At 59.0% G+C, this 23,523-nt stretch carries 19 protein-coding genes and 3 pseudogenes; 4 read left to right on the top strand and 18 right to left on the bottom strand.

Going from position 1 to position 23,523, the window contains the following annotated elements:
* Positions 1 to 124 (top strand): annotated as a pseudogene (locus tag AB4Y42_RS40555) (IS630 family transposase); the annotation flags it as partial.
* Positions 125 to 742: 618 nt separating this feature from the next.
* Positions 743 to 919, top strand: a pseudogene (locus AB4Y42_RS40560) (transposase); the annotation flags it as partial.
* A gap of 172 nt (positions 920 to 1,091) precedes the next feature.
* Here the strand turns inward: AB4Y42_RS40560 and AB4Y42_RS40565 are convergent.
* The 6 genes from AB4Y42_RS40565 to AB4Y42_RS40590 all read right to left on the bottom strand — a co-directional run bounded on the left by AB4Y42_RS40565 (position 1,092) and on the right by AB4Y42_RS40590 (position 7,257).
* The gene (locus AB4Y42_RS40565) at positions 1,092 to 2,189 is read right to left on the bottom strand and encodes an IS5 family transposase (RefSeq protein WP_368697447.1); all 1,098 of its coding nucleotides are present in this window, start codon (positions 2,187 to 2,189) and stop codon (positions 1,092 to 1,094) included.
* Between the two features lie 87 nt (positions 2,190 to 2,276).
* The gene (locus AB4Y42_RS40570; protein WP_368692129.1) at positions 2,277 to 2,435 is read right to left on the bottom strand and encodes a hypothetical protein; all 159 of its coding nucleotides are present in this window, start codon (positions 2,433 to 2,435) and stop codon (positions 2,277 to 2,279) included.
* Between the two features lie 413 nt (positions 2,436 to 2,848).
* On the bottom strand, positions 2,849 to 3,940 hold the full coding sequence (locus tag AB4Y42_RS40575; protein ID WP_368692128.1) for an amino acid--[acyl-carrier-protein] ligase: 1,092 nt from the start codon (positions 3,938 to 3,940) through the stop codon (positions 2,849 to 2,851).
* Position 3,941: 1 nt separating this feature from the next.
* Positions 3,942 to 5,129: an acyl-CoA dehydrogenase family protein gene (locus AB4Y42_RS40580; RefSeq protein ID WP_368692127.1), complete on the bottom strand. Its 1,188-nt coding sequence runs from the start codon at positions 5,127 to 5,129 to the stop codon at positions 3,942 to 3,944.
* The gene (locus AB4Y42_RS40585) at positions 5,126 to 5,377 is read right to left on the bottom strand and encodes an acyl carrier protein (protein ID WP_368692126.1); all 252 of its coding nucleotides are present in this window, start codon (positions 5,375 to 5,377) and stop codon (positions 5,126 to 5,128) included. The genes AB4Y42_RS40580 and AB4Y42_RS40585 overlap by 4 nt, the downstream gene beginning before the upstream one ends.
* 56 nt (positions 5,378 to 5,433) lie before the next feature.
* Positions 5,434 to 7,257, bottom strand: coding sequence for an alpha/beta fold hydrolase (locus tag AB4Y42_RS40590; protein ID WP_368692125.1), 1,824 nt, complete (start codon positions 7,255 to 7,257; stop codon positions 5,434 to 5,436).
* Between the two features lie 937 nt (positions 7,258 to 8,194).
* Here AB4Y42_RS40590 and AB4Y42_RS40595 point away from each other — a divergent pair.
* Positions 8,195 to 9,256 carry an IS630 family transposase gene (locus AB4Y42_RS40595; protein WP_368692124.1) on the top strand — a complete coding sequence of 354 codons (1,062 nt, stop codon included), beginning with the start codon at positions 8,195 to 8,197 and terminating at the stop codon, positions 9,254 to 9,256.
* A 9-nt stretch (positions 9,257 to 9,265) separates the two neighbouring features.
* Here the strand turns inward: AB4Y42_RS40595 and AB4Y42_RS40600 are convergent, their stop codons facing one another.
* The 11 genes from AB4Y42_RS40600 to AB4Y42_RS40650 form a co-directional block, all read right to left on the bottom strand.
* Positions 9,266 to 9,469: a hypothetical protein gene (locus tag AB4Y42_RS40600; protein WP_012406554.1), complete on the bottom strand. Its 204-nt coding sequence runs from the start codon at positions 9,467 to 9,469 to the stop codon at positions 9,266 to 9,268.
* Between the two features lie 102 nt (positions 9,470 to 9,571).
* Positions 9,572 to 11,368: an FAD-dependent oxidoreductase gene (locus tag AB4Y42_RS40605; RefSeq protein WP_368692123.1), complete on the bottom strand. Its 1,797-nt coding sequence runs from the start codon at positions 11,366 to 11,368 to the stop codon at positions 9,572 to 9,574.
* A 34-nt stretch (positions 11,369 to 11,402) separates the two neighbouring features.
* Positions 11,403 to 12,236 (bottom strand): phosphoenolpyruvate hydrolase family protein, encoded by an 834-nt coding sequence (locus AB4Y42_RS40610; protein ID WP_368692122.1) that lies wholly within the window; start codon positions 12,234 to 12,236, stop codon positions 11,403 to 11,405.
* Positions 12,233 to 13,417, bottom strand: a complete 1,185-nt coding sequence (locus AB4Y42_RS40615; RefSeq protein ID WP_368697448.1) for a Tm-1-like ATP-binding domain-containing protein — start codon at positions 13,415 to 13,417, stop codon at positions 12,233 to 12,235. Before AB4Y42_RS40615 ends, AB4Y42_RS40610 begins: the two co-directional genes overlap by 4 nt.
* A gap of 456 nt (positions 13,418 to 13,873) precedes the next feature.
* Positions 13,874 to 14,989, bottom strand: coding sequence for an ABC transporter ATP-binding protein (locus AB4Y42_RS40620; protein WP_368697449.1), 1,116 nt, complete (start codon positions 14,987 to 14,989; stop codon positions 13,874 to 13,876).
* Positions 14,982 to 15,803 carry an HAD-IIA family hydrolase gene (locus AB4Y42_RS40625; protein WP_368697450.1) on the bottom strand — a complete coding sequence of 274 codons (822 nt, stop codon included), beginning with the start codon at positions 15,801 to 15,803 and terminating at the stop codon, positions 14,982 to 14,984. Before AB4Y42_RS40625 ends, AB4Y42_RS40620 begins: the two co-directional genes overlap by 8 nt.
* On the bottom strand, positions 15,796 to 16,566 hold the full coding sequence (locus AB4Y42_RS40630) for an SDR family NAD(P)-dependent oxidoreductase (protein ID WP_368697451.1): 771 nt from the start codon (positions 16,564 to 16,566) through the stop codon (positions 15,796 to 15,798). Before AB4Y42_RS40630 ends, AB4Y42_RS40625 begins: the two co-directional genes overlap by 8 nt.
* Positions 16,566 to 17,510, bottom strand: a complete 945-nt coding sequence (locus AB4Y42_RS40635) for a ribokinase (protein ID WP_368697452.1) — start codon at positions 17,508 to 17,510, stop codon at positions 16,566 to 16,568. The genes AB4Y42_RS40630 and AB4Y42_RS40635 overlap by 1 nt, the downstream gene beginning before the upstream one ends.
* Positions 17,507 to 18,367, bottom strand: a complete 861-nt coding sequence (locus AB4Y42_RS40640; RefSeq protein ID WP_368697453.1) for a carbohydrate ABC transporter permease — start codon at positions 18,365 to 18,367, stop codon at positions 17,507 to 17,509. The genes AB4Y42_RS40635 and AB4Y42_RS40640 overlap by 4 nt, the downstream gene beginning before the upstream one ends.
* A 12-nt stretch (positions 18,368 to 18,379) precedes the next feature.
* Positions 18,380 to 19,330, bottom strand: a complete 951-nt coding sequence (locus tag AB4Y42_RS40645) for a carbohydrate ABC transporter permease (RefSeq protein ID WP_368697454.1) — start codon at positions 19,328 to 19,330, stop codon at positions 18,380 to 18,382.
* A 100-nt stretch (positions 19,331 to 19,430) separates the two neighbouring features.
* On the bottom strand, positions 19,431 to 20,930 hold the full coding sequence (locus AB4Y42_RS40650; protein ID WP_368697455.1) for an ABC transporter substrate-binding protein: 1,500 nt from the start codon (positions 20,928 to 20,930) through the stop codon (positions 19,431 to 19,433).
* 332 nt (positions 20,931 to 21,262) lie between these two features.
* Between AB4Y42_RS40650 and AB4Y42_RS40655 the strand changes: the two genes are divergently transcribed.
* Positions 21,263 to 22,303 (top strand): LacI family DNA-binding transcriptional regulator, encoded by a 1,041-nt coding sequence (locus AB4Y42_RS40655; protein ID WP_041766572.1) that lies wholly within the window; start codon positions 21,263 to 21,265, stop codon positions 22,301 to 22,303.
* Between the two features lie 287 nt (positions 22,304 to 22,590).
* On the opposite strand, the pseudogene AB4Y42_RS40660 reads toward AB4Y42_RS40655, so the two are convergent.
* A pseudogene (locus AB4Y42_RS40660) lies at positions 22,591 to 22,745 on the bottom strand (IS5/IS1182 family transposase); the annotation flags it as partial.
* Between the last annotated feature and the right edge of the window lie 778 nt (positions 22,746 to 23,523).

Raw genomic sequence — 23,523 nt, forward strand, 5'->3', positions numbered from 1 at the left:
GGATCTCGACAAAAAGCTCATGCGGTACATACGTCAATACAATAAGCAGGCACTCCCATTGAAATGGAAGTACTCCGATCCATCGCGGAGAATCCGGTGCAATTCATCTGGTTCAACGGACTAGGAGGCAACTGGAAACAGCACAACCCTCGAAACTAGATTGAGGCAGCTCCCCGACGTTTCGTTTGTCATGCGGTAACCAACCCGCGCATATCAGAATGATCAACCGTCGGATAGCCGCCCGGTCCTGGCCCAAGCATCCTGTTGTTGATGACCGCCAGAGAGACGGTCTCGCCTCGCATTGGTCGTGAGCGCGCAAACTCCGCACTCACGACCAATGCATAGCACGGAAAGCCAACGTCGCGTCAAGGGTCCGCTACGCCGGGCTCACGCCATCCCTTGACCCGTTAAATCTCGGAGAACCACATTTGGCCACTTGACACGGTCCATACATATCAGTGTTCTGGCTCAGAAATAACTACAAGGGCTTCCCCGTTAAGCGCAAGAGCTCATCGGGTCTTCTATCGCAATATGTTGCCTTGCCAACGTCATGTGAGAAGGTGAAGGACTGCGTAACTACAACCGGTCATATTGGGCCAATGGCCCGGACCCCGATGAAAGACGCGCGAGGGGCCTCAGTCGCTTTCCGGGATTCAAGTTCTCCAGTTGACAGGTCAGGTATGCCCCGCGCGGGTCCAACCCGCTTCACAGCACCGCTGGCAGCGCAAAGTGATCGTTTCTATTCCAGATGCTCAAGGAGGAAGGGCGCAAGTCACAGACGAAGAGTTACCTGTGGTGTCAGATGACAGGCACGGGAATCCCGATCTGTTGCTATGCCTATACGCCGGGTCGTGGGGCGAAGCTGGCCGACAAGCTGTTCGCCGGCGTGCAGGAAGGCGCTGCGCTGATGACCGATGGCTAGGAGGCTTAGATTAGCAGGTTGCGGAAATACACCCGCGACGGAAGCGGGCGTATTCGATTTACGCGCCCACCGTTGCTAAATCTTTCGCATTGTGCAATTTCAACGCGAATGCACCTTTTTTAAGCGCCGTGAGGCCGACTTCTGGCCTCATTGCCGCCTTCATGCGCCACTATGGGCGCATTTGTGCCAGCGAGCGCATGCGCACGAGGTTGTAGGCCGCCATGTTCAACACGAACATCTGGTCCACCTTCTTCAAGCCACGCACCATCACCTGGCGCATGCGGCCCACGGTCTTGGCCCAGCCGAAGCCTTGTTCGATCAACTTGCGCTTTTGCTGCGAAATGGCATAGCCCACGCTCGAGGCGATCGTATCGGGCACTGCCGAACGCAGCCCCGAAGTGTTTTGCGCCACGTGCGGTGTGACGTTCATCTGTTGGCACGCCTCGATGAATTCCTGGGCATCGTAACCCTTGTCTGCACCCAACGTGATTTCTACGTTCGGATCCTCTGCCACTTGCCGTGCGTCGTGGATCATGATCTTGGCCGCTTCACGCTCGGCATGCCCGTCGGCGCGTGTCACGCGTGCGTTGACCACCAGGCCGTGCCGGTTATCGGTCAGGGTGTGACCCATGTACCGCAATTCGCTGGCCGTTTTGCCTTTGCGATAGAGCTGCGCATCTGGGTCGGTCCTCGACTGATGTGTCTCGTTGCTGCGCTTCTCGCCCTTGAAGTCGCTCGCGCCGCCACCGTCGTTGTCCTGATCGTCGCCGTCCTTGCGTACAAAGCTCTTGTGTCCCGCCCACGCCTGGATCAGCGTGCCGTCCACGCTGAAATGTTCACCCGAGAGCAGGCACTTCTTCCGGGCGATGGCCACCACCTCGTTAAAAAATTCGATCACCGCGTCATGCTTAATCAGACGCTCGCGGTTCTTCGTAAAGACCGTGGGCACCCACACCTCGTCATCCATTGCCAGGCCGATGAACCAGCGAAACAAGAGGTTGTACTGGACTTGCTCCATCAGTTGGCGCTCGGAGCGGATGCTGAAAAGCACCTGAATCAGCATGGCCCGCAGCAACTTCTCTGGAGCGATGCTCGGCCGCCCGCCCTTTATCTCCGCTTCGTACATCTGGGCGAACAGTCGATCTATCCTCGCCAGCGCGTCGTTCGCCATTACGCGGATCGAACGCAACGGATGTGACTTGGGGACGAAGTCGTCCAGCTCGCGCATGGAAAACAGACTCTCGGTGAATGTGTCGGCGCCGCGCATGATCTCCGTGGGGCAAGTGGTGGTCCATCTATCAACGCTTCACGAACTCTGCGCGATGACGTGCTTCAGCGGTAATTCAGCGGCCTGCTAACCTTTATCGCCGTCCCCAATGATTGAACAGAAGACAGCACTAAACGCGTCGAACGGAACGCACTCATGTTCCAACGCGGCGGCGGCATTTTCCGCCACCCCGATTAGCATAGCAATCAGCACACCGTTACACAGCACCTTCTTCATTTTGGACATGACCGATCCTTTCCGAAAAGTTACCAGGGTTTCAGTGCTGCGACTCGCGCCACTGTCGGCAGGCAACCATGAACCGCACTTTCACTGCGCGCAACTCGTCTCCAAGCACCTTCCGGGCCATGTGTGGCGCAAACGCCCGGAACCCCCAGCACAGACGCTAATGACGCATTGGCGTCAGTCAAATTGCGTCGCGCACTTGCGTCGGCTATCGAACAATGATGTTGGATTCCCTACAAATAGCGCATGATTAGACCACCGCACGGAACCGGCGACTGTGAGAGAGCGAATTCGTCCTTGCCGACAAATTTCGGTCATCGGAAAACGCCGGCGGCCACAAGCGTGAAGGCGATCCTGGGACATCCGGGACGCTTTCATCATCGTGACCTGCCCGCAGGATGAGCGCCTCCGCGTCATCAATAGACTTGTTGTTTTTCGTCGCCATTGACATCACTTCCGGGTGCGTCAGCTGGCTGTCGCCAGCATTCTAGTTCAGCAGCAATGCGCTCGTGACTATCGCCCCAGAGTAGTTGACGCACGTCGTCGGGCCACGCATCGACGTTGCACCCGTGATGATGCAACAGCGCAAGCGCGAGCCGCTCCATTCCGAATGCGATGCAGGCCGAGTGCGCGATGGCGCCATTCGCGCAACGCAGTTTCCATATCCGACCGAAGTGGTCCATGTGATAGTTGAACGACAGGCAGGCGGTTTTGCGCTGCGGGTCCGTTACCGGAATCAGCAGTTCGAATTTCAACTGCTGCGCGCGCTGACTGTCCGCGACGATCTTGCCGCCGCGGCCGAAGAATGGGTCGTTCGCGACGTCGAGTTCGGCGGGCAGGCGCAACATCCCTGTAAGTGCATGGCCGCGTTCGATCCACGTCGTGCGGAAAGCCTGAACATCTTCTGGCGAGCCAATCCGCACATACTCGCGCATTCTGAACATTTGCATGCGCGTCGGGTCTAGAGAAGGTTCGTGACGAAAGCAGTACGACAACACGTCAAGAGTGAGTCCATTTTCCGGTAGCGGGCCGCGTCGCGCGATGACCGGATAGACCGGATAGCACGCAGCGGGTGTGAGCACAGCGCGCGTTGGCTTTTGCTGGGCTAGCCAGGCGTCGCTTCGCTCGTCGCCGGGACCGGATGGCACGTTGTTGAGCGCCCGCAACAGGCGCCGGTGGTCTCGCTCATCGCCGCAGAACGCGTGAATCGTGCCGGCGAGGTGCGGAAAGTTGTTCAGGTATTCGCTGTCTTCGAAGTCCTTGCGTGGCACCGCTGGCGGGAAGCGCAGAACTTCCGGATGCTGGTCCGCAGCCATGCTGGATATCAGCCAGGTCAGGCGTTCGACGATGCCTTCGTAGATATGGTTGTGTCCATAGAGGCCGTTTTCGCCGGTGTCGACGAGCAGACCGGCTGCGATCAACCGGTCGCGCAACGGCCGTTTGACATCCAATACGGGGGCATCACCGCGTGTATGGTCTGGGACAGAAGATGCGAAAGGTGCGCTCATGTCATGCCTCTATTAATTGTGACGGGCGCTGCGCAAGCAGCAGGCTGGCGGTGTTCTGGTCAATCCGGTCGTTATTTATCATTAGAGGTGCGGAGTAAAGGTCGCGCAAATGCCGGCCGATGCTATAACGGCCGCCATTCCGGTATCCAAAGATCCCGCAGATCATCATCGCTTCGTGTGCGATCCCAAGTGCGGCCGACGAGATGCCGGTTTTCAGGCTATTCATATCAGCCATGAAGCCGAGTTGAACGGTCAGCGGCAATTCCGTTGCGCTTGTGTCGTACTTGGCTGCATGCACAGTCTGCGCTGCGGCAAGTGCAGTACTCACGCGTGCTTTCATCATCTGCAACTGCTCGGTTGCACGAACAAGCCGCCCTCTGGCAAGCGACATGCCATCCGGCAACGTGCGCGACTGAGCGCGGCAGTACTCGTTTGCGCGCCGCAGCGCATCGGTCGCGATGCCTGTCCACACGGCGGCCCACAACGTATGCGATACCGGCTGCATCGTGCGGTTGGCGATGTCGCGGAATGGAGGGAGCAGAATCTGCTCTTCATCACCGTTCGCAACGAGACGAAATCCCGAGCTACAGGTGCCTCGCATACCAAGCGCGTCCCAGATGCCTTGCGGCTCTAGTGCGAGTTGGGCGCGCGACGCGACAATTAGCACCTGATCCGAGGGCGGCGAGTCATCCGCACGGCGCGCGGTAATGAGAATGGCGTCGGCGTAAGCGCCATACGAGATCGTGGGCGCGTCCTTCTCGATGCGGAACCGTTGGCCGTCATACTGTACTGCGCACGTACTGGCGCGCAGACCTCCACCGGTTGTCGCCTCGGAGGTCGCCGATCCGAGCAGCAACTGCTCACGGGCCAGCCTCTCGACAAAAGCGAGCTGCCACGGCCGGTCGCGGCAATGCGAGATCACGCATGCCGCCTGGGTCAAATGCATTGCGTAGATCATCGCAGTGGACGCGCAGCCTTGCGCGATGATTTCGCAGACTGACGCGACTTCGGTCAGCGTTAGACCGGCGCCGCCGGAACTCGCTGGGACCAATGCGGACAGGAGACGCTCCTTTCGCAGTGCGTCGATAGCCTCGGCCGGGAAGCGTGCATCGCGATCGACTGCGTGCGCATTCTCGGCGGCTATCCGGGCGACCCGCAGTGCCGCTTCGTGGGCAAGCTGCGCGTTCATACCGTCACCTTTTGTTTTTGTAGCTGTGAGATCGCGTCGGCCATCGAGTTGATACTCGAGAACAACTGTCGGGCGAGCATCTCGTCGGGAATCGTGACTTCAAAGGTTTCTTCGATCGCAAGCATCAGATGGACAGTCGCTATGGATTCGAGTCCGGCCGCGTACAAGTCGGCTTCATCGCTGAGCGTCTCAGGCGATCCGCGCAAGTGAACCGATTCGCAAATGATACGACGCAGCGTTTTTTTCATTTGGATACCATTATGTGCAGTGAAGAGGCTGTCGAAACTCGTGGAACGGGCTACGGCTAGCCAGTCGGCGTGGGCACCATCTTCAATTGCGGCGAGTGGGGTGCATCAGACGAAGTATCTGGCAGGCTGCAGAACCGTTCGAGCAACCACCGCTGCGCATCACTCATGGCAGCCTCGCGCGCGGCGCGCGTGAACAGCGAGTGATCGTCTATTGGCAACATCGCAACACGTACGTGCGGGAGCCGCCTAAGACCACGAAGATTTGCGCCGAACTGCAGCTTTAATTCGTCGATACCGTGATCGAACTCACCGTATAGCAGCCGCACTTCGGCACCTTTCGCATGGAGAAGTTCGAGGAGTCGGCGAGCATTGTTCGGCGAGAACGACCAACCGATGATCGCGTCCATCAAATCGGCGACGCGACGCTCCAAACGGCGTGTCGCCCGCGCCGCGAGCCCATGTGCCACGCTAGCGAGCGATGCCTTGTCGCCCCAGACGCGCTTCCATTTGTCTGCGCTAAGCGCGGCTTGCCGCAGCGTCCGGTTCGACGCCATAGCGCTGCTGTTTCGCACCCGCTGGTCGTCTTGCCACATGAACTGCTGAAGATTCACGCCGAACGCGCCGACGATTTGCGGGTGCGCCGCGCACGCATGCAGGCCAACGAAAGCACCGCTACAGATACCGAATGTAACGACTGTCGCGTAGCCCTGTTCGAGCAGCCAGTTCGCGCCGGCGATCACATCGGCACATGCGTCTTGCGAATGGAGCGACTCCGCTGTAATAGTGCATTCTTCTGGGGCGCTGTCGCCGAGACCGGCCAGATCCATTCGCAGCGACGCGATACCTATTGCGGCGAGCCGGCGGGCGAACAGCACGAAGCAGCGGCCGTCGCCGATGTTGTGGTTCGCGGCCGTGTTTGGGAACAGCACCGCGGGAGCATTTTCGAGAGCGTCGCGCGGGCGGCAGTACACGCCGAAGCATGCGCCGACAGAAACTGGCTGCTCCGTGAAATTTGGACCGGCCAATGTGGGAGCGACGGGTATGGCGAGTAACACGGACTGATTCAGTATGCGCTGAGAAGCTGCCGAAGCGTCGATATCGCCATTTCCGTCGACGTCGCCCGCGAGCCATGCCGATACGGTCGCGAACGCACGAGCCGGAAGCTTGCTGAAGCGTGCCTCGACGAGGAAGTCATCAAGTTCATCGAACGGCGCACGCTCGACGGCGGCGCCATACGCATCATATCGTGCGCTCAATGCGTCACCGCTTTCGCGGTCGTTCGCCTCGAGCAGGAGTACGCGTCGTACGGATGCTGTTCTGTCGTTGCGCAGATCGATCGCCGCGAGTCTGTCGATGTCGTCACCATGAAGCCCGAAGCCTAACGCGCTGACCGTGCTCATGTTGTCTGGCGCCGTGTACATTCTGTTAAGGGCGCGTGCGCTGAGCCAGCGTTGATGGTGCGCATGGAGTTCGCGCAGGTATTTTTTCCCGGACAGCACGGGGGCGAGCAGCACGAGTCCATCAATGCAGGACAACCGTTCGGCGGCAAGCGTGGCGAGCATCGCGCCTAGCCGGAACCCGCATAGCGAGACGCGCTGTACGCCAGATACCGTGCGCAGGTATCCGAGCGCATCGGCTATGCTGCCGATCCATGCGTCGACGCGATCCGGATCCTCTTCAACATGTAGTGAATTGCCGGTTCCCGGATAGTCGAAACGCAGCGTGGGCATTTGCTGCGCGGCCAGTCTTTCGGCCAACTGTAACCACGCACGATGCGTGCATAGTTCGTCGTAGCCAAACGCATTGCACAGCACGACACCGTGCTGTCCTGGGGCGGGATGGAGCCACCCGGCACAGTCGCCGAAGACGACAGCTTGCATAAGGGACCAATCCAAAAATTCCCATATCTGGGATGTTTAATTTCGGAGTGCGATATTTGCTCGGTTTCCGAAAGACGGAGTCCGAGAAGATGCATACACCGATCGCACCAAATCGCGGGTATTTATAGAGCCCGATATTGCGCAAAGCCTGCGCGTCGAGACAATGAACTTCGCGCCCAACTTCGCGTGCCGGAGTTCTCAGCGCTCAAGGCGTTCGGTGTCGCCCCCCAAGACGCGACCACGTTTGAAGGAGCACGTTCTCGTAGACGCACAACAGAGTGCTTGTCAATGTCATACTGACCTCAATCGCCATTTTAGAATCACTCACACGTCGACCGCCACGAGTGACGAATGGCCCCGGCGTATGAACCATGGACCGGTCGAAGTCAAGATAGATATGAGTGGGTAGACGAGCTAAATAATTTTCGGTGCACAATAATTTCCTAAAAAAATATAATGTCGTAAATCTCAAAATGTTTTCGAATAGTTTCGAAGAGAAATTGGGCCGCTGGAGCCAAAGGAAAAATCCGTGGTCGCTACCAAATTGTGCTGACAACGATTTATCTGTGCGGACGGGCGGTGTACACCGAGCTTCAGGTCGGATGTTGCGGGTTAGCGGGCCCATTCTCATAAAGAGGATCACGGCTCCGATGGTAAAGGGTACTCGGAGAGCAATATTTGCGCCGGACGCGCCAGTTGCGTTCAGGCAGCTCATGCAAATTTGCGTTCATGGCGCGGATAGTGGGTGGCTGTACTGTGCATTGCGGGACGCACTATGCGGCATTTCCGTGTCGACTACAAAATCGATTGTTTGGATAACACTGATTCACGTAACGGATGCATGCATGCGAGAAATATGCGCGATGATGGTTTTGCTAAGTCGGACTTCCAACACTAGTCCATTGCGTCATTGAAAAAGCACCTTATTTGGTATCCAATGAAACGCATGGAAAAGATGAATTTGACCACGCTTGAGCGCAAACAATTGCTGTCAGCAACTCGTAGCCAAACGGTGCGCGCAGCGGACGCGCGGCGTGCACGGCTGATCTTGATGCTTGATGAAGGCGAAGCACGTGAGGCGATCATGCAGCGGCTGCGATGTGACTCGCGCTTCATTACTCGTTGGTCGAGTCGGTTTTTGGCGGAGCGGTTGGCAGGCCTGTACGCGCGCCATCCGGGACGAGCTCCTGTGCATCCGCCTGAAAAGCTCGAGGCGCGGGTTCTGAATCTCACGCTTAAGCACCGGCCCTCGGACGGCTCGACGCATTGGAGCAGCTATAAGCTTGCGGCGGCTCTGGGCGATGTAGGCGCCTCGACGGTACAGCGCATCTGGCGCAAGCACGGCGTGCGCCCCCATCGACTCGATACGCATATGGTCTCAAACGACCCTGACTTCGAGACCAAGGCTGCAGACGTTATCGGCCTGTATCTGAACCCGCCCGCACATGCGGTGGTGTTCTGCGTGGACGAGAAGACGGCAATTCAAGCTCTGGATCGTAAGGATCGGATGCTACCGCTGTCGCCAGGGCGCGTCGAGAGCCATGGCTTCGAATACAAACGTAACGGCACGCTTAGCCTGTTCGCTGCGCTCAATACGGCAACCGGGGAAGTCATCGGCAAGGCCGCACCGCGCCATACCAGCAAACAGTTCGTGGCCTTCCTCACCGACGTTATCGCCAGCCAGCGGCCCAAACAAGAGATCCATGTGATCTGCGAAAACGTCAGCAGCCACAAGACACCGCGCGTGCACGAATTCTTGCGACAACACCGCAACGTGCGGTTGCATTACACGCCAACCTATACCTCTTGGCTGAATCAGGTCGAAAACTGGTTCTCGCGCATCCAGCGCGATGTAATTGTGCGAGGCATCTTCACCACGGTGAAGGATTTGGACCGCAAGCTGATGCGCTACATCCGCGAGCACAACAAGAATCCCAAGCCGATCAAATGGAAATACGATGATCCATCACGACGAATTCGACCAGTGCCATTTCAATGACGCAGTCGACTAGATCGCCCTGCTGAGCCGAAGGATATCCGGCAACCCGAAATCACCGACCTCGGGTCGGACAAAACCGCGCGCGACAGCAATGCTGACTGCTATCTGGTAAGCGACAGTTCGTTCACGCAGCAGAGCATTCAACCCCTGCGCGAGAATCTCCCAATCTGACGCTGACAGTCCATCCGGTTTTGCAGGATTGACTTTCGACATGAATGAGCCTCCAGTACAGATTCGATCTGGACAGATCGACCACGTGGATTCACCATGAGGTTCCTTTCCTCATCTTCAGTAACAGATGAGAGGTGGTAGAGCTCATCGAACCACATGATTCTGAAGCTGCGCATCGTCCGGACTTGGGCTCTCATGGCCCGTTTCCCTTTGCCGAACGATTGCATTTATTACCCGGTACGCAAACACGATAGCCGGTCCGATCGTAATGCCGGCGCCGGGATAGATTCCGCGCATTGGGGACGTCATGTCGTTCCCACATGCAAACAGTCCATCAATTGGCCAGCCTTCGACAGACAGCACCCGGCCGTCGGTATCGGTCTTCAGCCCCACCGCGGTACCGAGGGTGGCCGGCAAAATACGCAGGGCGATGAAGGGTGCTTTCTGTATCGGCCCGAGATTCGGGTTTTTCGTGCCAACGGCTGGATCGCCCAGTGTCCGGTTGAACGCTGACTCGCCTCGCTGAAAGTCTGGGTCGATGCCTCTGCTGGCGTTGTGGTTGTGCTGATCAACCGTCGCCTGGAGGACATTTGGCTCAATTCCAATCTGCAAAGCAAGATCATTGATAGTCGAACCGGTCTGGATGTATCCGCGCTGCTCGTATTTGCGGAGGGCAAGTGTCCACGGCCAAGGCAGGATATGGCCCATTCCCCGCTTCAGGATGAAATCGTGATCGCAGATGAAGAAGAACCGATCATCTTTCGGGTAGCCATGGTCGAACATTGCGAGACAGATGTCGTGGTATGAGTTCGACTCGTTGACGAACCGGCGCCCATCGGGCCCAACCGCAATGACCCCGGGCCGCCCGCGGTCCAGCCAGCCATAGGGGACTGTTTGCTGCTTCCCGTTTTCACCGAGCAGCGACACTGGGGTCCAGAAACCCGCGCTGCGCACCTCAGTATCAACTGAGGCGCCAGCCTGGAGAGCCAGGTTGATGCCATCCCCGGTTACGTCAGGATGCGTCAGAGTCTGCTCGTGGGGGTGAAGGCCGCTAAGTTCGGATCTGAGCACCGGATTCCTGGCGAATCCACCGGTGGCTAACACAACGCCGTACCGCGCGTTGACCTTGACAGCGCCAGACGGCCCCTCCACGACGCCACCGATCGCACGACCATTCCTGATGATGAGTTCGCGCAGCGATGCACTGGTCCAGATGGTGACCTGCCGCTGACGCAGACTGACGAGGAATCGCGCGATCAGCGCGTTGCCGCCACTCAGTTCGGTCCCGCGACGAAAGCGCATGCGGTCGGCCGAATAGCGACTCACTCTGCGAAGCACGTGCCGGAGGGCCTTCAGAGACCGGAACGGACTGAGGAAGTTGTTGATCTCGCTGGACGAGATCATCATGCCACCGAGCACAACGCGGATCGGATCGCCGATGAGTTCAAAATCATCCTTGAGCCGCCGACCATCAAACGGGACGGGGGACAACGCACGTCCCTTGTCGACACCTCCCGGCCGGGCAGAATGATAGTCAGGTGCAGCAGCAAGTGCGAAGCGTACCTCGGTATCCTTCTCCAGCTCCGAAATCGCCTCCGGGCCGTCGTTCAGCAAGGCTTCGATGAAGTCCGGACGATAGAACTGGCCCAGCTCCCCTTTCAGATATGTGCGCGCCTGGTCTAGTGAGTCCTTGATGCCAGCCTTGACTGCCTGCTGCGAGCATGGAATCCAGATCATGCCGTTGGACAACGCCGTAGTGCCGCCAAGGCGTTGCGATTTCTCGCAGACGAGCACGCTGAGTCCCTGCTTTGCGGCGAACAGGGCCGCAGACAGGCCAGCAGCGCCACTACCGATGACAAGGAGATCGACATCCTCCTCCTTCTGCGGCGCTGACTTTGATGGAGTCTGTATCTGACGTAACGTTGTTGAATTGCTCATCATGACGGGCTCGGATGTAAACAGTAGATCGGGTTGCTCAGGTAAGGCGTTCGTCCAGCGACACCGCCTTGAATGCCTCGGCTGCGGCCTTCACTGCTCGCTCGATCGGGATTCGTTCAATGGAAGATGCGCCGACAAAACCAACGCATTTCGTTGATCGATAGACTTCCTGCGTATCTTCCGGTTCGGCGACCGCCCCACCGTGGGCGAGCAGGATGACGTCGTCGCGAACCGCAAGCGCTGCGGAATTGATCTCGTTGATCCGCTGGACAGCCGTGGCAATGTTCTGGCCTCCTTCGTGCCCTGCAAGCCCACCTCGCGTCGCACCAACGTGCGGAACGATGCAGTCCGCCCCCGCTTCGGCCATGCTTCTCGCGTCCGACGCAGTGGCCACGTAGGCCATCGTGAAGATATCCTTGCGCCGTGCGAGCGAAATCATCTCCAGTTCGCGCTCGAATCCCAGGCCCACGCGGCCACGGCGATTTCGCCACGTCTCGCCCATCGTCGAGATGGTCGGGTAGTTGATCACCCCGGAAAATCCCGCCTGCCAGAAGCGATCCAGCAACGCGTCGAGATCGAGCCGCAGCGGGTCCCACGCCTCCACCCCGCCGATCACCGGTACGTCGGCCACGACGTTGCGAATCTCCGAGGCAAGTTCGACCGTCCTGGCATTCGAGTCGCCGATACGGCTCGTTGGTAACCCCATCAATCTGGAAAGACCGGTGCTGTACACGACCAGCAGGTCGGCCCCACCCAAAGCCGCACATTTCGCAACCAGACCACAGCTGCTTCCCGCCGCAAGGACTGGTCTGCCTTCAGCGACCTGTCGGAGCAAGCCGTCGCGAATTGACGTACGGGTAAACATTTTCATGGCCGGACTTCCTGGTTAAGCTGTTTAGTCATCCACGACACTGCGGCGTGCGCAAACGCAGGGTCATTGATGTGGCAATCGATCTCGATCGCGGGAATGGCCGGCGGAAGCGCCTCGCGGACGCCCTGAAACCATGCGCGATCTGCAGGCGGATCAAAGAATGCCTCACCTTCGCGGTCGTAATCGGACACACCGCGGCGCGGCCACAGCACGCAGGTGGGTCCTATTGCCCTAGCTATCTTGCAACCGGTAATGCGCCCAATCTCCCTGTTCTCTTCTGCCGTCGTGCGCATGAGCGTGGTAAATGGCGTATGTGAGTAGAAGGTTCGCCCTTCGAACTGCGCCGGCACAGTGTCTGGCGCGCCAAAATTCACCATGTCGACAGCACCTGGCGCAACCAGCTGTGGAACGCCTGACTCGGTTGCCGCCGTCAGTCGTTCCGGCCCGGCACTCGCCGCCCCCCCCACCAGCTCGTCCGCGAGCTCCGTGGTCGTGAGGTCAATGACGCCATCGAATTCGCCAGCGCGCACCAGCTTTTCCATCGTCCGTCCACCCGCACCGTTCGCGGGAAATACGATCGAATCGACGCCTGAGTTTCGAAGCTGGGCAACACAGGCGGAGGCAGCCGGCGTTGTCACGCCGAACGCCGTGATGGCGACCACTTTCCGGGCGCGTCGACGGGCGGGCTGAAAACGCATCGCCGCGATCGCATTTACTGCGTTGTTCAGCACACGTTCTGTGAAGTCGTTAATGCCGAACAGATCGACAAGCGTCGGATAAAACAGGATGTCACTCTGACGGGCCAGTTCCGCCAAAAGTGCGGGCCGCGCGCTTGATACAAGAATGCGGGGAAAGCCATACGGAAGATCACCCGCGATCGCCCCGAACGCTGCGCTGCCCTTGCCTCCGGCGATGCCAAGAACCGCCGTCACTTCACCGGACTTCGTTCGCATCTCAAGTTCGTCGCGGACCAATCCCGCAATTCTGGCCAGCATGCCGGATGCGGACTTCCGCTGACCATTCGATTGATCATTGCCTTTCTCATCAGGAAGTAGCTCACGCGCGTACGGTCCGGCGGTACCGATATCGAAAATCCGACAGGATCGACCGAGCCGCCCCAGTGCTTTCGACACAAAAGCTACCTCGGCACCCTTGGTGTCCAATGTGGCGATGATGGCCACTGCATCATTTCCAGATGGCGATGTCATTTGAGTTTCGTCCAATGCCAATAGATTAGTAGTGCATATTTCAAGACTAACGATACTTGATTACTCAGTTCGTTGTGGAGAACGCTAAGCGCTCATTTTAGAGATATGCGTACTGTCCAGCGACGCGCATAGCGGGCCGCTCTCGCGGAGGCGGAAAGACGTGCCAGGTGCCGTGGCGAAAGAAAAACATCTCGACCAACTGCCCCGTTCTTACTGTCTCGACGCACACGTAACGCGCCTGCGCGGTGCGTCGATGGCTGAATCGCTTGACCCGCACCCGGCCCGAGGGGTCCGGTGCGAGCCAGTGTTCCACCATTGCACGAAGCGACCTCCCAGCATCCGCCATTGCTCTCTCCAGCCACTGGCCGTACGTCCGCCGCGCGACAACGGTTCTGACCATACCGCCGCCTTCGCCTGCAACCAGACACGTCAATTCCACACCCGTGGGACATTCCTGCGCCGCAACGCTTGCCCGCTTGCGTCAAAGAGGTGGCAATCGCCCTTCGCAACTGACAGCGCGACTCGCCCCATTGGAGCTGCGAAGTTTCCTTCCGCGGGGGCTCGTGCAACAAGTGCCTCACCGCCCACTGTTCCATAGAGATAAGTCGCGTTGCCGAGATGTTCGACAAAGTCGACATCGAGCTCCACGCGCAGCTGATCGTGGTCACTGGTTGGCGTAGTGAAGTCATCCGGACGCACGCCGACCGTGACAGCCTGACCGGGTGAAACATCGTCCGCCTCGACCGGCAGCACGACTGGGGCCGCGCTGCTCAGACTCACGGTCACCCCTCCGGGGCCCGTGTTCACACAGGCTGCCTTGAGAAAATTCATACGCGGGGACCCGATGAATCCGGCCACAAACTGTGAGCTGGGCTGATGATAAAGCTCGTGCGGCGTTCCGACCTGCTCGATATGGCCGTTCCGAAGTACGACGATCTTGTCGGCCATGGTCATTGCCTCGACCTGATCATGGGTGACATAGATCATCGTGTTGCCGAGTTCACGGTGCAGCTTCGCGATCTGCACACGCATCTGCACGCGAAGCTCCGTATCGAGGTTCGACAGCGGCTCGTCAAAGAGAAAAACCTTGGGTTCCCTGACGATGGCGCGCCCGATCGCCACACGCTGGCGCTGACCGCCCGAGAGCTGCTTTGGCCGACGATCGAGCAGGTGCGCGATCTGAAGCATGCCGGCGACTTCTTCAACCCGCGGCCCGATCGCGTCACGAGGCACCTTCGCCATGCGCAGCGGAAATACCAGGTTGTCCCGCACGCTTAGATGCGGGTAAAGGGCGTAGCTCTGAAACACCATGCCGAGATTTCGATCAGCCGCATCGAGATGATTGACCACCTGGTTATCGATGGAAAGCCGTCCGCCGGTGATCTGCTCGAGGCCCCCGATCATGCGCAACAGCGTCGACTTGCCTGATCCCGACGGACCCACGAAGACAACGAATTCGCCGTGACGGATCGACAGATCGATGTCGCGGAGAATCTCCGTTCCACCATAGCTCTTCCGGACACTTTCGAGTTGAACTTCAGCCATGACTCGCTCCCAGAGCGTTCTCGTTGAAGACCGGAATATCCCGCAGGCTTTGAACGACAAAATCGGGCGGCAAAAGCGCGGGATCTTCGACGGCTGGCACACCCGTCGTAATGAGCACCGAGTGCAACCCGGCGCGCTTGCCCGCCTGGATATCGGTGGGAATCTGGTCGCCGACCATGATGGTTTCCTCGCGCGCTGTGCCCAGGCGAGCCAGCGCCGCTTCAATCATGTGCGTCTCCGGCTTGCCCACAATGATGGGCTTTACCCGGGCCGCCACCGCCACGGCAGTCAGCTGCGCCCCCGCCCCCGGCTCGAATCCCTGGGCCGTGGGCAACAACAGGTCCGGGTTCGTTCCAATCAATGTCGCACCGTCCAGAATGGCCTGTACCGCAACGCGCATCTTCTCGTGCGAAATCGCGCGGTCTAGCCCCATGATCACCGCTGCCGGCGAACGGTCGGTGATGTTCATACCTGCCCCGGCAACCGCGTTTGTGAGCGACTCTGCACCGATCACATACACTGGTGTCCCTTCCGGCCACATGGTGCGAAGCAGGCGCGCTGTCTCGCCCGCGGACGTGACCACCTCCTGCGGCTCGATCGGAAGTCCCATGTCCGCAAGCTTTTTCACCACGTCAGCCTCGGTATGCGTCGAATTGTTCGTGACGAAGCAGAACGGCACGCCGAGCCTGCGCCACCCCTGAAAAGCCTCGATCGATTCTTCGATCACCTGTCTTCCGCGATAGACAACGCCGTCGAGATCCGAGACAACGCCACGGATGCGCGGCCAGGCCCGCATTTGCATTTGCTTATCCATTCATCAGCATCCCACCGTTCACATGGATGATCTGCCCGGTGATGTAATCGGCTGCCGGGCTAGCAAGGAAAAGCGCCAGGCCCGAGATGTCCTGCGGTATGCCGACACGGCCGAGAGGAATGCGTCCGCTGTGCCGTGCCTCGGTCTCTTCCCGCGGACGCCCGTGCATCGGCGTATCAATGATGCCTGGCGCGATACCATTGACGTTGATTCCGAGCGGTGCGCATTCATACGCGAGCAGCTTCGTCAGGTCGTGCACCACTGCCTTCGACAGGCAGTAGTCAGCGCCGCCCGCCTGATAGTTGAATACAGCGCCCTGCGATGACAGGGAGGAGCCGATGTTGATGATGCGACCGCCCCCTTCCCGCATGGACCTCGCCACGACGAGCTTCGAGCAGAGAAGGATCGCGTTCGCATTGATCTCGAGCGTTCGCTTCGTTTTTTCTTTATCTCCTGTCAGCAAAGGCTCCGCAGATTTCACGCCGGCGTTATTCACCAGGACCTGAAGCGGGCCGAAGCGTTCAGTCACTTCGTCAATGACATTTGCAACGTCCGCCTCGTCGGTCACATCCATCGCCATCGGAACGACGCCCTCGAGTTCCGGGCTGCGCGCGAGGATTGTGCGCAATGCATCGAGGTTCGTATCGGTGGCCACGACCCGCGCGCCCGCCTGATGGAAGGCCAACGTGATGGCAGCGCCGATGCCGCCGCCGGCGCCGGTCACGAGTACGGTTCGGCTTGATAGGGAAAATGGTGCAGACATTACGACTCCAGTGACATGATGGGTTGCAAAAAGTCGTCAACTTCGCGAGCCGAGGGCATCGCGATCTGTGCGCCGTGGCGCGTGACCGAGATCGCCGCGACCGCCATGGCCCGGCAAATTGCGCTACGAATCGGATGTCCCATTGCAATCGCCGCCGCAAGGCCACCGGTAAAGGCGTCTCCTGCACCGGTTGTATCGACCGCCTGTACGGGGAACGCCGGCATCCCGAAGGATTGTTCGATGTCGGCATACCAGGAACCCTGTTCGCCCAGCGTGATCACGACAGCGCGGGGACCCAGTTCGAGCAGCGCAGTGGCGGCGCTTCGCGCCGTTTTATCGTCCACGACGTGAATGCCCGTGAGCTCCGACGCCTCCGCTGCATTCGGCGTGACGATATCAACGGCCCGCCATGCATCCCGGCTCATACCCGATTGCACGGGCGCAGGGTTGAAAATGAGCGTGAACGGAATTTCACGTTTTAGCGAGAACAGGTATTCGAGAGCCGGCAGTGGCAGTCCCATCTCTGCGACGACAACGGTATCCTGCGAGATGAAACTCGCGCCGTGGCTGATACTCGCAACCGTGATGTGCCGGTTTGCACCCGGGTCGATGATGACCATGTTGCTGCCGTCATTGCCTACTGCCACAAGTGCAGATCCGGACGGTTCTCCCGACGCGATCTCGACTGCATCCACGATCACGCCAGCATCTTCCAGCGAGCGCAGCAGGAAGTCTCCCGCCTCGTCGCCACCAATTCGCGTAAAAAATCGCGGCGCAGCGCCAAGCCTGGCAGCGGCGACCGCCTGATTGGCCCCCTTGCCGCCTGCGTAGCGGGCGAGCGTGCCCATGACCGATTCGCCTGCCGCAGGCAGATGCTCGACTTCGAAGCATAAGTCGAGATTGGTGGTTCCGAAGAACATGAGAGGACGTGAGGTAGCATTCATTTCACGGCTCCCATCGTCAGGCCACGTTCGAGGTGCTTCTGGCCAAGCAGGATGAGAATGACCGGGACTGCCATGGTCACGACGAGGCCCGCGGCCATCACCGGATAGAACTGAAGGCCGGGATTCAGCAGCTTCAGCAGCGCCACCGTGACCGGTGCCTTGTCGGAACTCAACATCAACCCGAGCGCAAAGTTGTGCCACGCAAGCAGGAATACCAGTAACGACGCTCCAATCAGCCCGGGCTTGAGCAGCGGCAACACGATATGCAGCACCACACGCACAGGCTTCGCCCCGTCCATCGCAGCCGCTTCCTCAATATCTTTTGGGATATCTTCGATATACGAGCGGCTTAACCACACAATCATGGGCAGCGTGATGACCTGATAGACCCAGATCATCCCGAGATACGTGTCGTATAGGCCGATCGCCTGGAACACGTTGAAGAGCGGAATGACCACCAGAAGGACTGGAGCGAACCGGAATCCCAGGATGAAGAACGCAATGTCTTCCTTGAACGGAATGTCCTTGCGCGCGAGCACATATCCCGCGGGGACGCCTGCCAGCAGGGAAACGATCACCGAACCGAGGGCAATGACCACACTGTTGATCACCGGATGCAGGAAGTCGACCTTCAGCGAGCCATAGCTCGTCGCGCCGGACTGCGCTGCGTCGAACAGCACGCGGAAGTTTTCGAGCGTTGGTTGAAAAACGAACTGCGGCGGCCAGGCCATGACCTGGCCCTGCGTCTTCAGCGACATCAGCACGATCCAGACGACAGGAAAGGCAATGACCGCTGCACAACCCAGCACGAGCAGATTGAGGCCAAAACGGATACCGTACGAGCGATGGATAGTCATGGGATCAACTCCTCAGCTCACGCGGCGGCGGACCGCCCGCCACAGTTTCGCCAGCAGCATCGCGCTGGCAAGCACGACGAGCCAGTTCACCACCATCAGCGCTGCGCCACGACCGAAGTTCATGTCCTGGAATGCCGTGATGTATGCCTGCACAGAGAGCGCTGCCGTACTGTCGCCGGGCCCACCTTGCGTGGTGCCAAAGATGATGTCGAACTGCGTCAGGGATTCAATCAGCCGGAACAGGGCAGCGACCAGAATGTAGGGTGCCACCAGCGGCAACTCGATCCGGTAGAAGATGCTCCAGGCCTTTGCCCCATTGATGCGGGCCGCTTCCCGGATATCGTCCGTAATCCCCTGAAGCCCGGCAAAGATGATCAGCGTGAAAAATGGCGTGAACGTCCAGACGTCGATCAGGACGACCGACGCAAGCGCGGAACTTTCACTTGATATCCAGGCGAATGGCCCCAGGCCCATAAGGGAGAGCAGGTAGTTCAGGATGCCTGCCTGGGGGTTCATCATGGTGGTCCACATCAGTGCGACGCTCATCGGCGGCAACACCAGCGGCAGCAACACCATTGGTCTCAGCACGCGTGCGAGCAGCACCTCAGACGCAAAGAGCCTTGCGATGGCAAGTCCGATTACGGCTTCGAGCGACACGCAGGCGAACGCATACGTCAACGTGACTCGAAGGTTGTTCCAGAAGTCTGCACTCTGGAGCAGCAGCGCGTAGTTCCTCAAGCCGACGAAGTGCATAACAGGCACCCCGAATCTCAGATTGGTGAGTGACTGGTACACCCCGTAAAAGAACAGAAACAGAAAAGCCACCAGGATGATGACGGCGGGGCTTACGGCCACCAGACTGAACCAGTCGGCAGATCGGCGACCAACCGGCTCTGCCGGCTCTCTGGCGAGCTCTCGTGAAGCAAATGTTGTTGCGCGAGACATCTGTTGAACCTCGTACATGTTTCTTTCCCTGAATGTCTGTCCTGAGAAAGTCCTGCATCGCAGCTTCGCGAGCCACGACGCAGGCTTTGCGTAACGGAAGTTACTACCCGCCTCTCAGCTAGAGATTCGCCTGGATGTCCTTTGCGAGCACACGCATCGTGTCATTGACGTTGGCACCGTTGACCATTTTCTGCATGGCCACGGCCCAGTCGTTCATTGCCGTGCTGAATCCTACGCGCGGCGTAAAGAGCAAGGACGCGCGCTGCTGCACCTCCTTGAAGGTATCGACGAAGTTGTTAAATTGGGGCTGGCTCGCATAAGCCAGCCATGCCTTGTCGTTCCACGTCGAGACACGCGGCGGATTGACCAGCTTGCCCGCCAGCGCGCCGTTGAGGTCCACCTGCTTTGACGTTGCCCACTGCACGAAGAGCCACGCTGCCCCCTTGTTCTTCGACGCAGCATTGATTGCCAGTGACCAGATCCAGATGTTCGACTGGAAGCTCTTCGCACCCGGGGCGTGCAGTGGCGGCGCGAAAGCGATCTGACCGCTTGAGGACTTCCCTGCGACGTCGTTCCAGAAGCCGAACATGTTGGAATCAATCGCCATGGCGGTACGTCCTGTGGAAATTCCGTCGACGACCTGGTACCAGTTGTCATTCGCAAAGGACGGCGCCGCGCAGCTCTTGATCATCGCCACGTAGTCCTTCTGGAACTGGACCGACGCCGGCGAATCCAGACCGGTGTCGAGCTTGTCACCCTTCTGGATGAAATCACGAACGCCGTACGATGCGGCAATGGAAATCGGGGCAGTATGGATGCTGCTCCAGAAACGGACACCACGGACCGCCAGCGGCGTGATGGCCGGATCAGCCGCCTTCAATGCGGTGCAGGCCGCTACCATCTCCTGCGGAGTCTGCGGGACCTTGATGTGATACTTGTCCAGGATATCCTTCCGATAGAGAAGCTGGATGTTCTCGAAAGCATGCGGGATCGCCCAGATGTCGCCTGTACCGGGTGTAGCGATCTGGCCGTCCTTGATTGTCCACGTGAGGGCGCTGCGCAAGGCCGGGAAGAAGTCGTTGTAATCGTAGCTGGCGTCGGTCAGCTTCGGATCGGCGAGGTATTTGTTCAGCGGCTCCAGCAGTCCAGCGGGCGTGAGATCCCACGCAGGCTGGATCCCCGTGCCAACGACATCCCAGGCAGGAGATTTGGTCGTGAGTTGAACCGTCAGCTTGTTCCAGTAAGTGTCGTCCGGATAGAGTTCAGGTTTTACCTTGATGCCGGTAAGCTTCTCGAACTCGGGCAACTGGGCCACAACCGCATCCGCATACGGATGGATGTCGTACGCCCACGTAATGGTGGTACCCGCAAACTGACGCCAGTTGACGGTTTCGCTGAACGCGCTTTCAGTGATTCCGAACCCGCAGAAAGCGACAGCACCCGCGACAACGGCCCTGAAAAGGCCGTATCGCACGCGGCGACGCGCAAGACGTTGATCACAATTCTTGCGAAAATGTCTGCCGAATGCGAGCGACGCTCGCGCTCCAGTACATCTGTCCAACACTGCTGTTACGCCGACGACACCTGCCGGCGTGGTTTCTCCATGCCTTGCGTTCATCTTTGTCTCCTGAGTGCCACATGTAATTGGATTGCGGCCTTGCACCGATGATCGTGGGCCTTTAGGGCAGACAGGCTACGCCAGCTTTCGGCACCGTCATCGTTTGTAGCGCTACCCTGGGAGATGGAAATCGCCCGTAGTACTGAAAGCGCTTTCAGGTATATTCTGCTCGACGAAGGCGATTGTCAAGGACTCTGCCGGCAGGGTAAACGCTGTCCGCCCTGCTTCGCCTCATCCCGGAAACGCCGGCACCAGCCGTGCCGCCGATCTTCCCTTTGTAACCTTTGCACCGCAAAAACATGCCAAGCAGTCAGCGATCGAAAGCCAAAGCAGTGGGTAACGGCAAGGTGAGGATTGAAGAAGTGGCCCGTATGGCTGAGGTGTCGCCAGCCACCGTATCGCGCGTGCTCAATCATCCGGAGATCGTGCGGTCTGCGCTTCGTGAGAAGGTGCAGAAGGCGATTGAAGCCTTGGCCTACAAACCCGACAACGCTGCGCGGGCGTTGATGTCCCGCAAGACCCGCACGGTCGGCATCGTGGTTCCCACCTTGCGCACGAGCATCTTTGCGGAAGGCATTGAGGCCCTGCAAACCCGCCTCTCCGAGCGCAACTACACACTTCTGATTGCAGCATCCCAATACGATTCCGACCGCGAACTGCAGGAGGTCCGGACGTTGACCGATCGCGGCGTCGACGGCATCGTTTTGGTGGGGAATACGCACCTGCCAGAGACCTACGAGGCAGTCAGGCGCAGCGGGATACCCTTTCTGACGACTTATGTGTCGGATTCCCGCGACGACGTGCCCGCGATCGGGATTGACAACGAGAGCGCCACCTATGACATGACGAGATATCTTCTCGGCCTCGGGCATCGCGAATTTGGAATCATCGCGAACACGCAGACGTCAAGCGATCGTTCCCGTGCGCGCGTGGTGGGCATCCGGCGAGCGCTGAAAGATGCTGGCATTGCCCTCGACACTTCGCGCATCATCAAGGCGAACTACTCGGTCATGCATGGACGAGCGGGACTGCGCGAGCTACTTCTCCGCGACCCCACTATTACGGCCATCATCTGTACGACCGATACGCTGGCGATCGGTGCACTCGCCGAAGCGCGCGAAATGGGGTTGCGCGTGCCGCAGGACCTGTCGATCACTGGCTTCGATGATATCGAGCTGGCCGCGCAGCTCGAACCACCACTAACGACGATCAGCATGCCCGCCGGGGAAATCGGTCAGGCGGCCGCAGACCATCTTCTAAACGCAATTGACGGGATTCCGATACCTCTGAGCATGGCGCTTCCGTACCGTCTCGTTGTGCGGGCATCGACCGCGAAGCCACGGACCAGACAATTGCCACCGATGCAGCGTTGAATTTTCCGATGACAATCCGAGGTAGCCCCATGCGGGCGCATGTTTGCTCCCGCGACTTGCATCGATATTGCTGTCGTGACGAACGGCTGTGCCGACATCTGATGGCCGTCGCTGCATTGCGGGAGACAATCCCGATCGGATGTTCTCTACGTAGCCATCACTCCACCCATCGTTGTAGCAATGTCGGCACTATGCCACCACACATACGAGGAGACGAGGATCGCCACCATGACGATGCCTCGCGACTTCACCAATCAGCGCGCCAAGAACCGTAACAAGTCGAAGATTCGCTCCACGACCCAGCGTGTTTTGCCAAGGCCGCTACCACGAGGCTGACCGCGCCGAGCAATTTCGGTTGCGATGCGGCGGCATGTAGTGGACATCGAAAACCTATGTCACCCTGAACGACCCGAGGCTTCGATAGTGGTCTGCCACGCTTGCCGCTGTTGAGCGAGATATCGGTCTGCAGGTCAAGGGGATTGACCAGCTTGTAGTACTTGAGCCAGCACTCAGAAATCTTCCTGTTGATTTCATGCTATCTTGACCCAGTGATGATGGACTGAAGGAAATCCTGTTCATAGACCACGTTAAGTATCCTCGACCGTGGCAAGCTGGACGAGCTTGTCTTCCAGTGCCAGCACGCCCGGCGGGCGCATGCTGCCGCAGGAGCTTCACCCGCAGCCTTGTTCGGCAGCTTCCCATGTACTACGCAGCAGTCCGACTTCCCGCGCTCATGACTCATCGTCGTGCGCCCTCAGGCTTAACGATGCGCACTGCGCCCAACGCTTCCTAGAGGGCGCAGTAGAGCGTGGGTTCTCCCGGTTCTCGAGCAAAGTGTTTCCGCACGTGCATGGGGTCTCTGACTGCGCGGGGTCCGCTACTGACTCGCCAATACGGCAGCAACGGTGTCGCCGTCGATATCTGCCCGGCATCCCGGCACCCCGAACATGTCGGGGCTCTCGCCACGAGGCTCCGCTACGCGGCTCAATCCCGGCCCGCGCGTACTCCTGTGAACGCTTCGCCAGCTCCCTCGCGGGTGCGCACGCATGACTCGGGGCCGCCGTGGCTAGCCAGGCCTTCAACGTAGGACTCTTTCATTCACAACACTTTGCCGGTTTTGGCCAGCGCACAGGCAGGGAAGAGCTTTACCACCCACTACGTTGTCGATTTACATCCGGCAGACGGCGAGACACGTCGCAGCTGAAAGCGTCTCTTAAGAG

It is taken from the genome of Paraburkholderia sp. EG286B, from assembly GCF_040965655.1.
In the GTDB taxonomy this organism is placed as follows: Bacteria; Pseudomonadota; Gammaproteobacteria; order Burkholderiales; family Burkholderiaceae; genus Paraburkholderia.

Bases quoted from the DNA above. Each gene is read 5' to 3' on its own strand.
- AB4Y42_RS40585 (WP_368692126.1), bottom strand. From the start codon at position 5,377: ATGAAAAAAACGCTGCGTCGTATCATTTGCGAATCGGTTCACTTGCGC.
- AB4Y42_RS40565 (WP_368697447.1), bottom strand. From the start codon at position 2,189: ATGCGCGGCGCCGACACATTCACCGAGAGTCTGTTTTCCATGCGCGAG.
- AB4Y42_RS40610 (WP_368692122.1), bottom strand. From the start codon at position 12,236: ATGAAAATGTTTACCCGTACGTCAATTCGCGACGGCTTGCTCCGACAG.
- AB4Y42_RS40625 (WP_368697450.1), bottom strand. From the start codon at position 15,803: ATGGATAAGCAAATGCAAATGCGGGCCTGGCCGCGCATCCGTGGCGTT.
- AB4Y42_RS40600 (WP_012406554.1), bottom strand. From the start codon at position 9,469: ATGTCGAAAGTCAATCCTGCAAAACCGGATGGACTGTCAGCGTCAGAT.
- AB4Y42_RS40635 (WP_368697452.1), bottom strand. From the start codon at position 17,510: ATGAATGCTACCTCACGTCCTCTCATGTTCTTCGGAACCACCAATCTC.
- AB4Y42_RS40650 (WP_368697455.1), bottom strand. From the start codon at position 20,930: ATGAACGCAAGGCATGGAGAAACCACGCCGGCAGGTGTCGTCGGCGTA.
- AB4Y42_RS40590 (WP_368692125.1), bottom strand. From the start codon at position 7,257: ATGCAAGCTGTCGTCTTCGGCGACTGTGCCGGGTGGCTCCATCCCGCC.
- AB4Y42_RS40595 (WP_368692124.1), top strand. From the start codon at position 8,195: ATGAAACGCATGGAAAAGATGAATTTGACCACGCTTGAGCGCAAACAA.
- AB4Y42_RS40605 (WP_368692123.1), bottom strand. From the start codon at position 11,368: ATGATGAGCAATTCAACAACGTTACGTCAGATACAGACTCCATCAAAG.
- AB4Y42_RS40640 (WP_368697453.1), bottom strand. From the start codon at position 18,367: ATGACTATCCATCGCTCGTACGGTATCCGTTTTGGCCTCAATCTGCTC.
- AB4Y42_RS40620 (WP_368697449.1), bottom strand. From the start codon at position 14,989: ATGGCTGAAGTTCAACTCGAAAGTGTCCGGAAGAGCTATGGTGGAACG.
- AB4Y42_RS40570 (WP_368692129.1), bottom strand. From the start codon at position 2,435: ATGTCCAAAATGAAGAAGGTGCTGTGTAACGGTGTGCTGATTGCTATG.
- AB4Y42_RS40580 (WP_368692127.1), bottom strand. From the start codon at position 5,129: ATGAACGCGCAGCTTGCCCACGAAGCGGCACTGCGGGTCGCCCGGATA.
- AB4Y42_RS40575 (WP_368692128.1), bottom strand. From the start codon at position 3,940: ATGAGCGCACCTTTCGCATCTTCTGTCCCAGACCATACACGCGGTGAT.
- AB4Y42_RS40645 (WP_368697454.1), bottom strand. From the start codon at position 19,330: ATGTACGAGGTTCAACAGATGTCTCGCGCAACAACATTTGCTTCACGA.
- AB4Y42_RS40630 (WP_368697451.1), bottom strand. From the start codon at position 16,566: ATGTCTGCACCATTTTCCCTATCAAGCCGAACCGTACTCGTGACCGGC.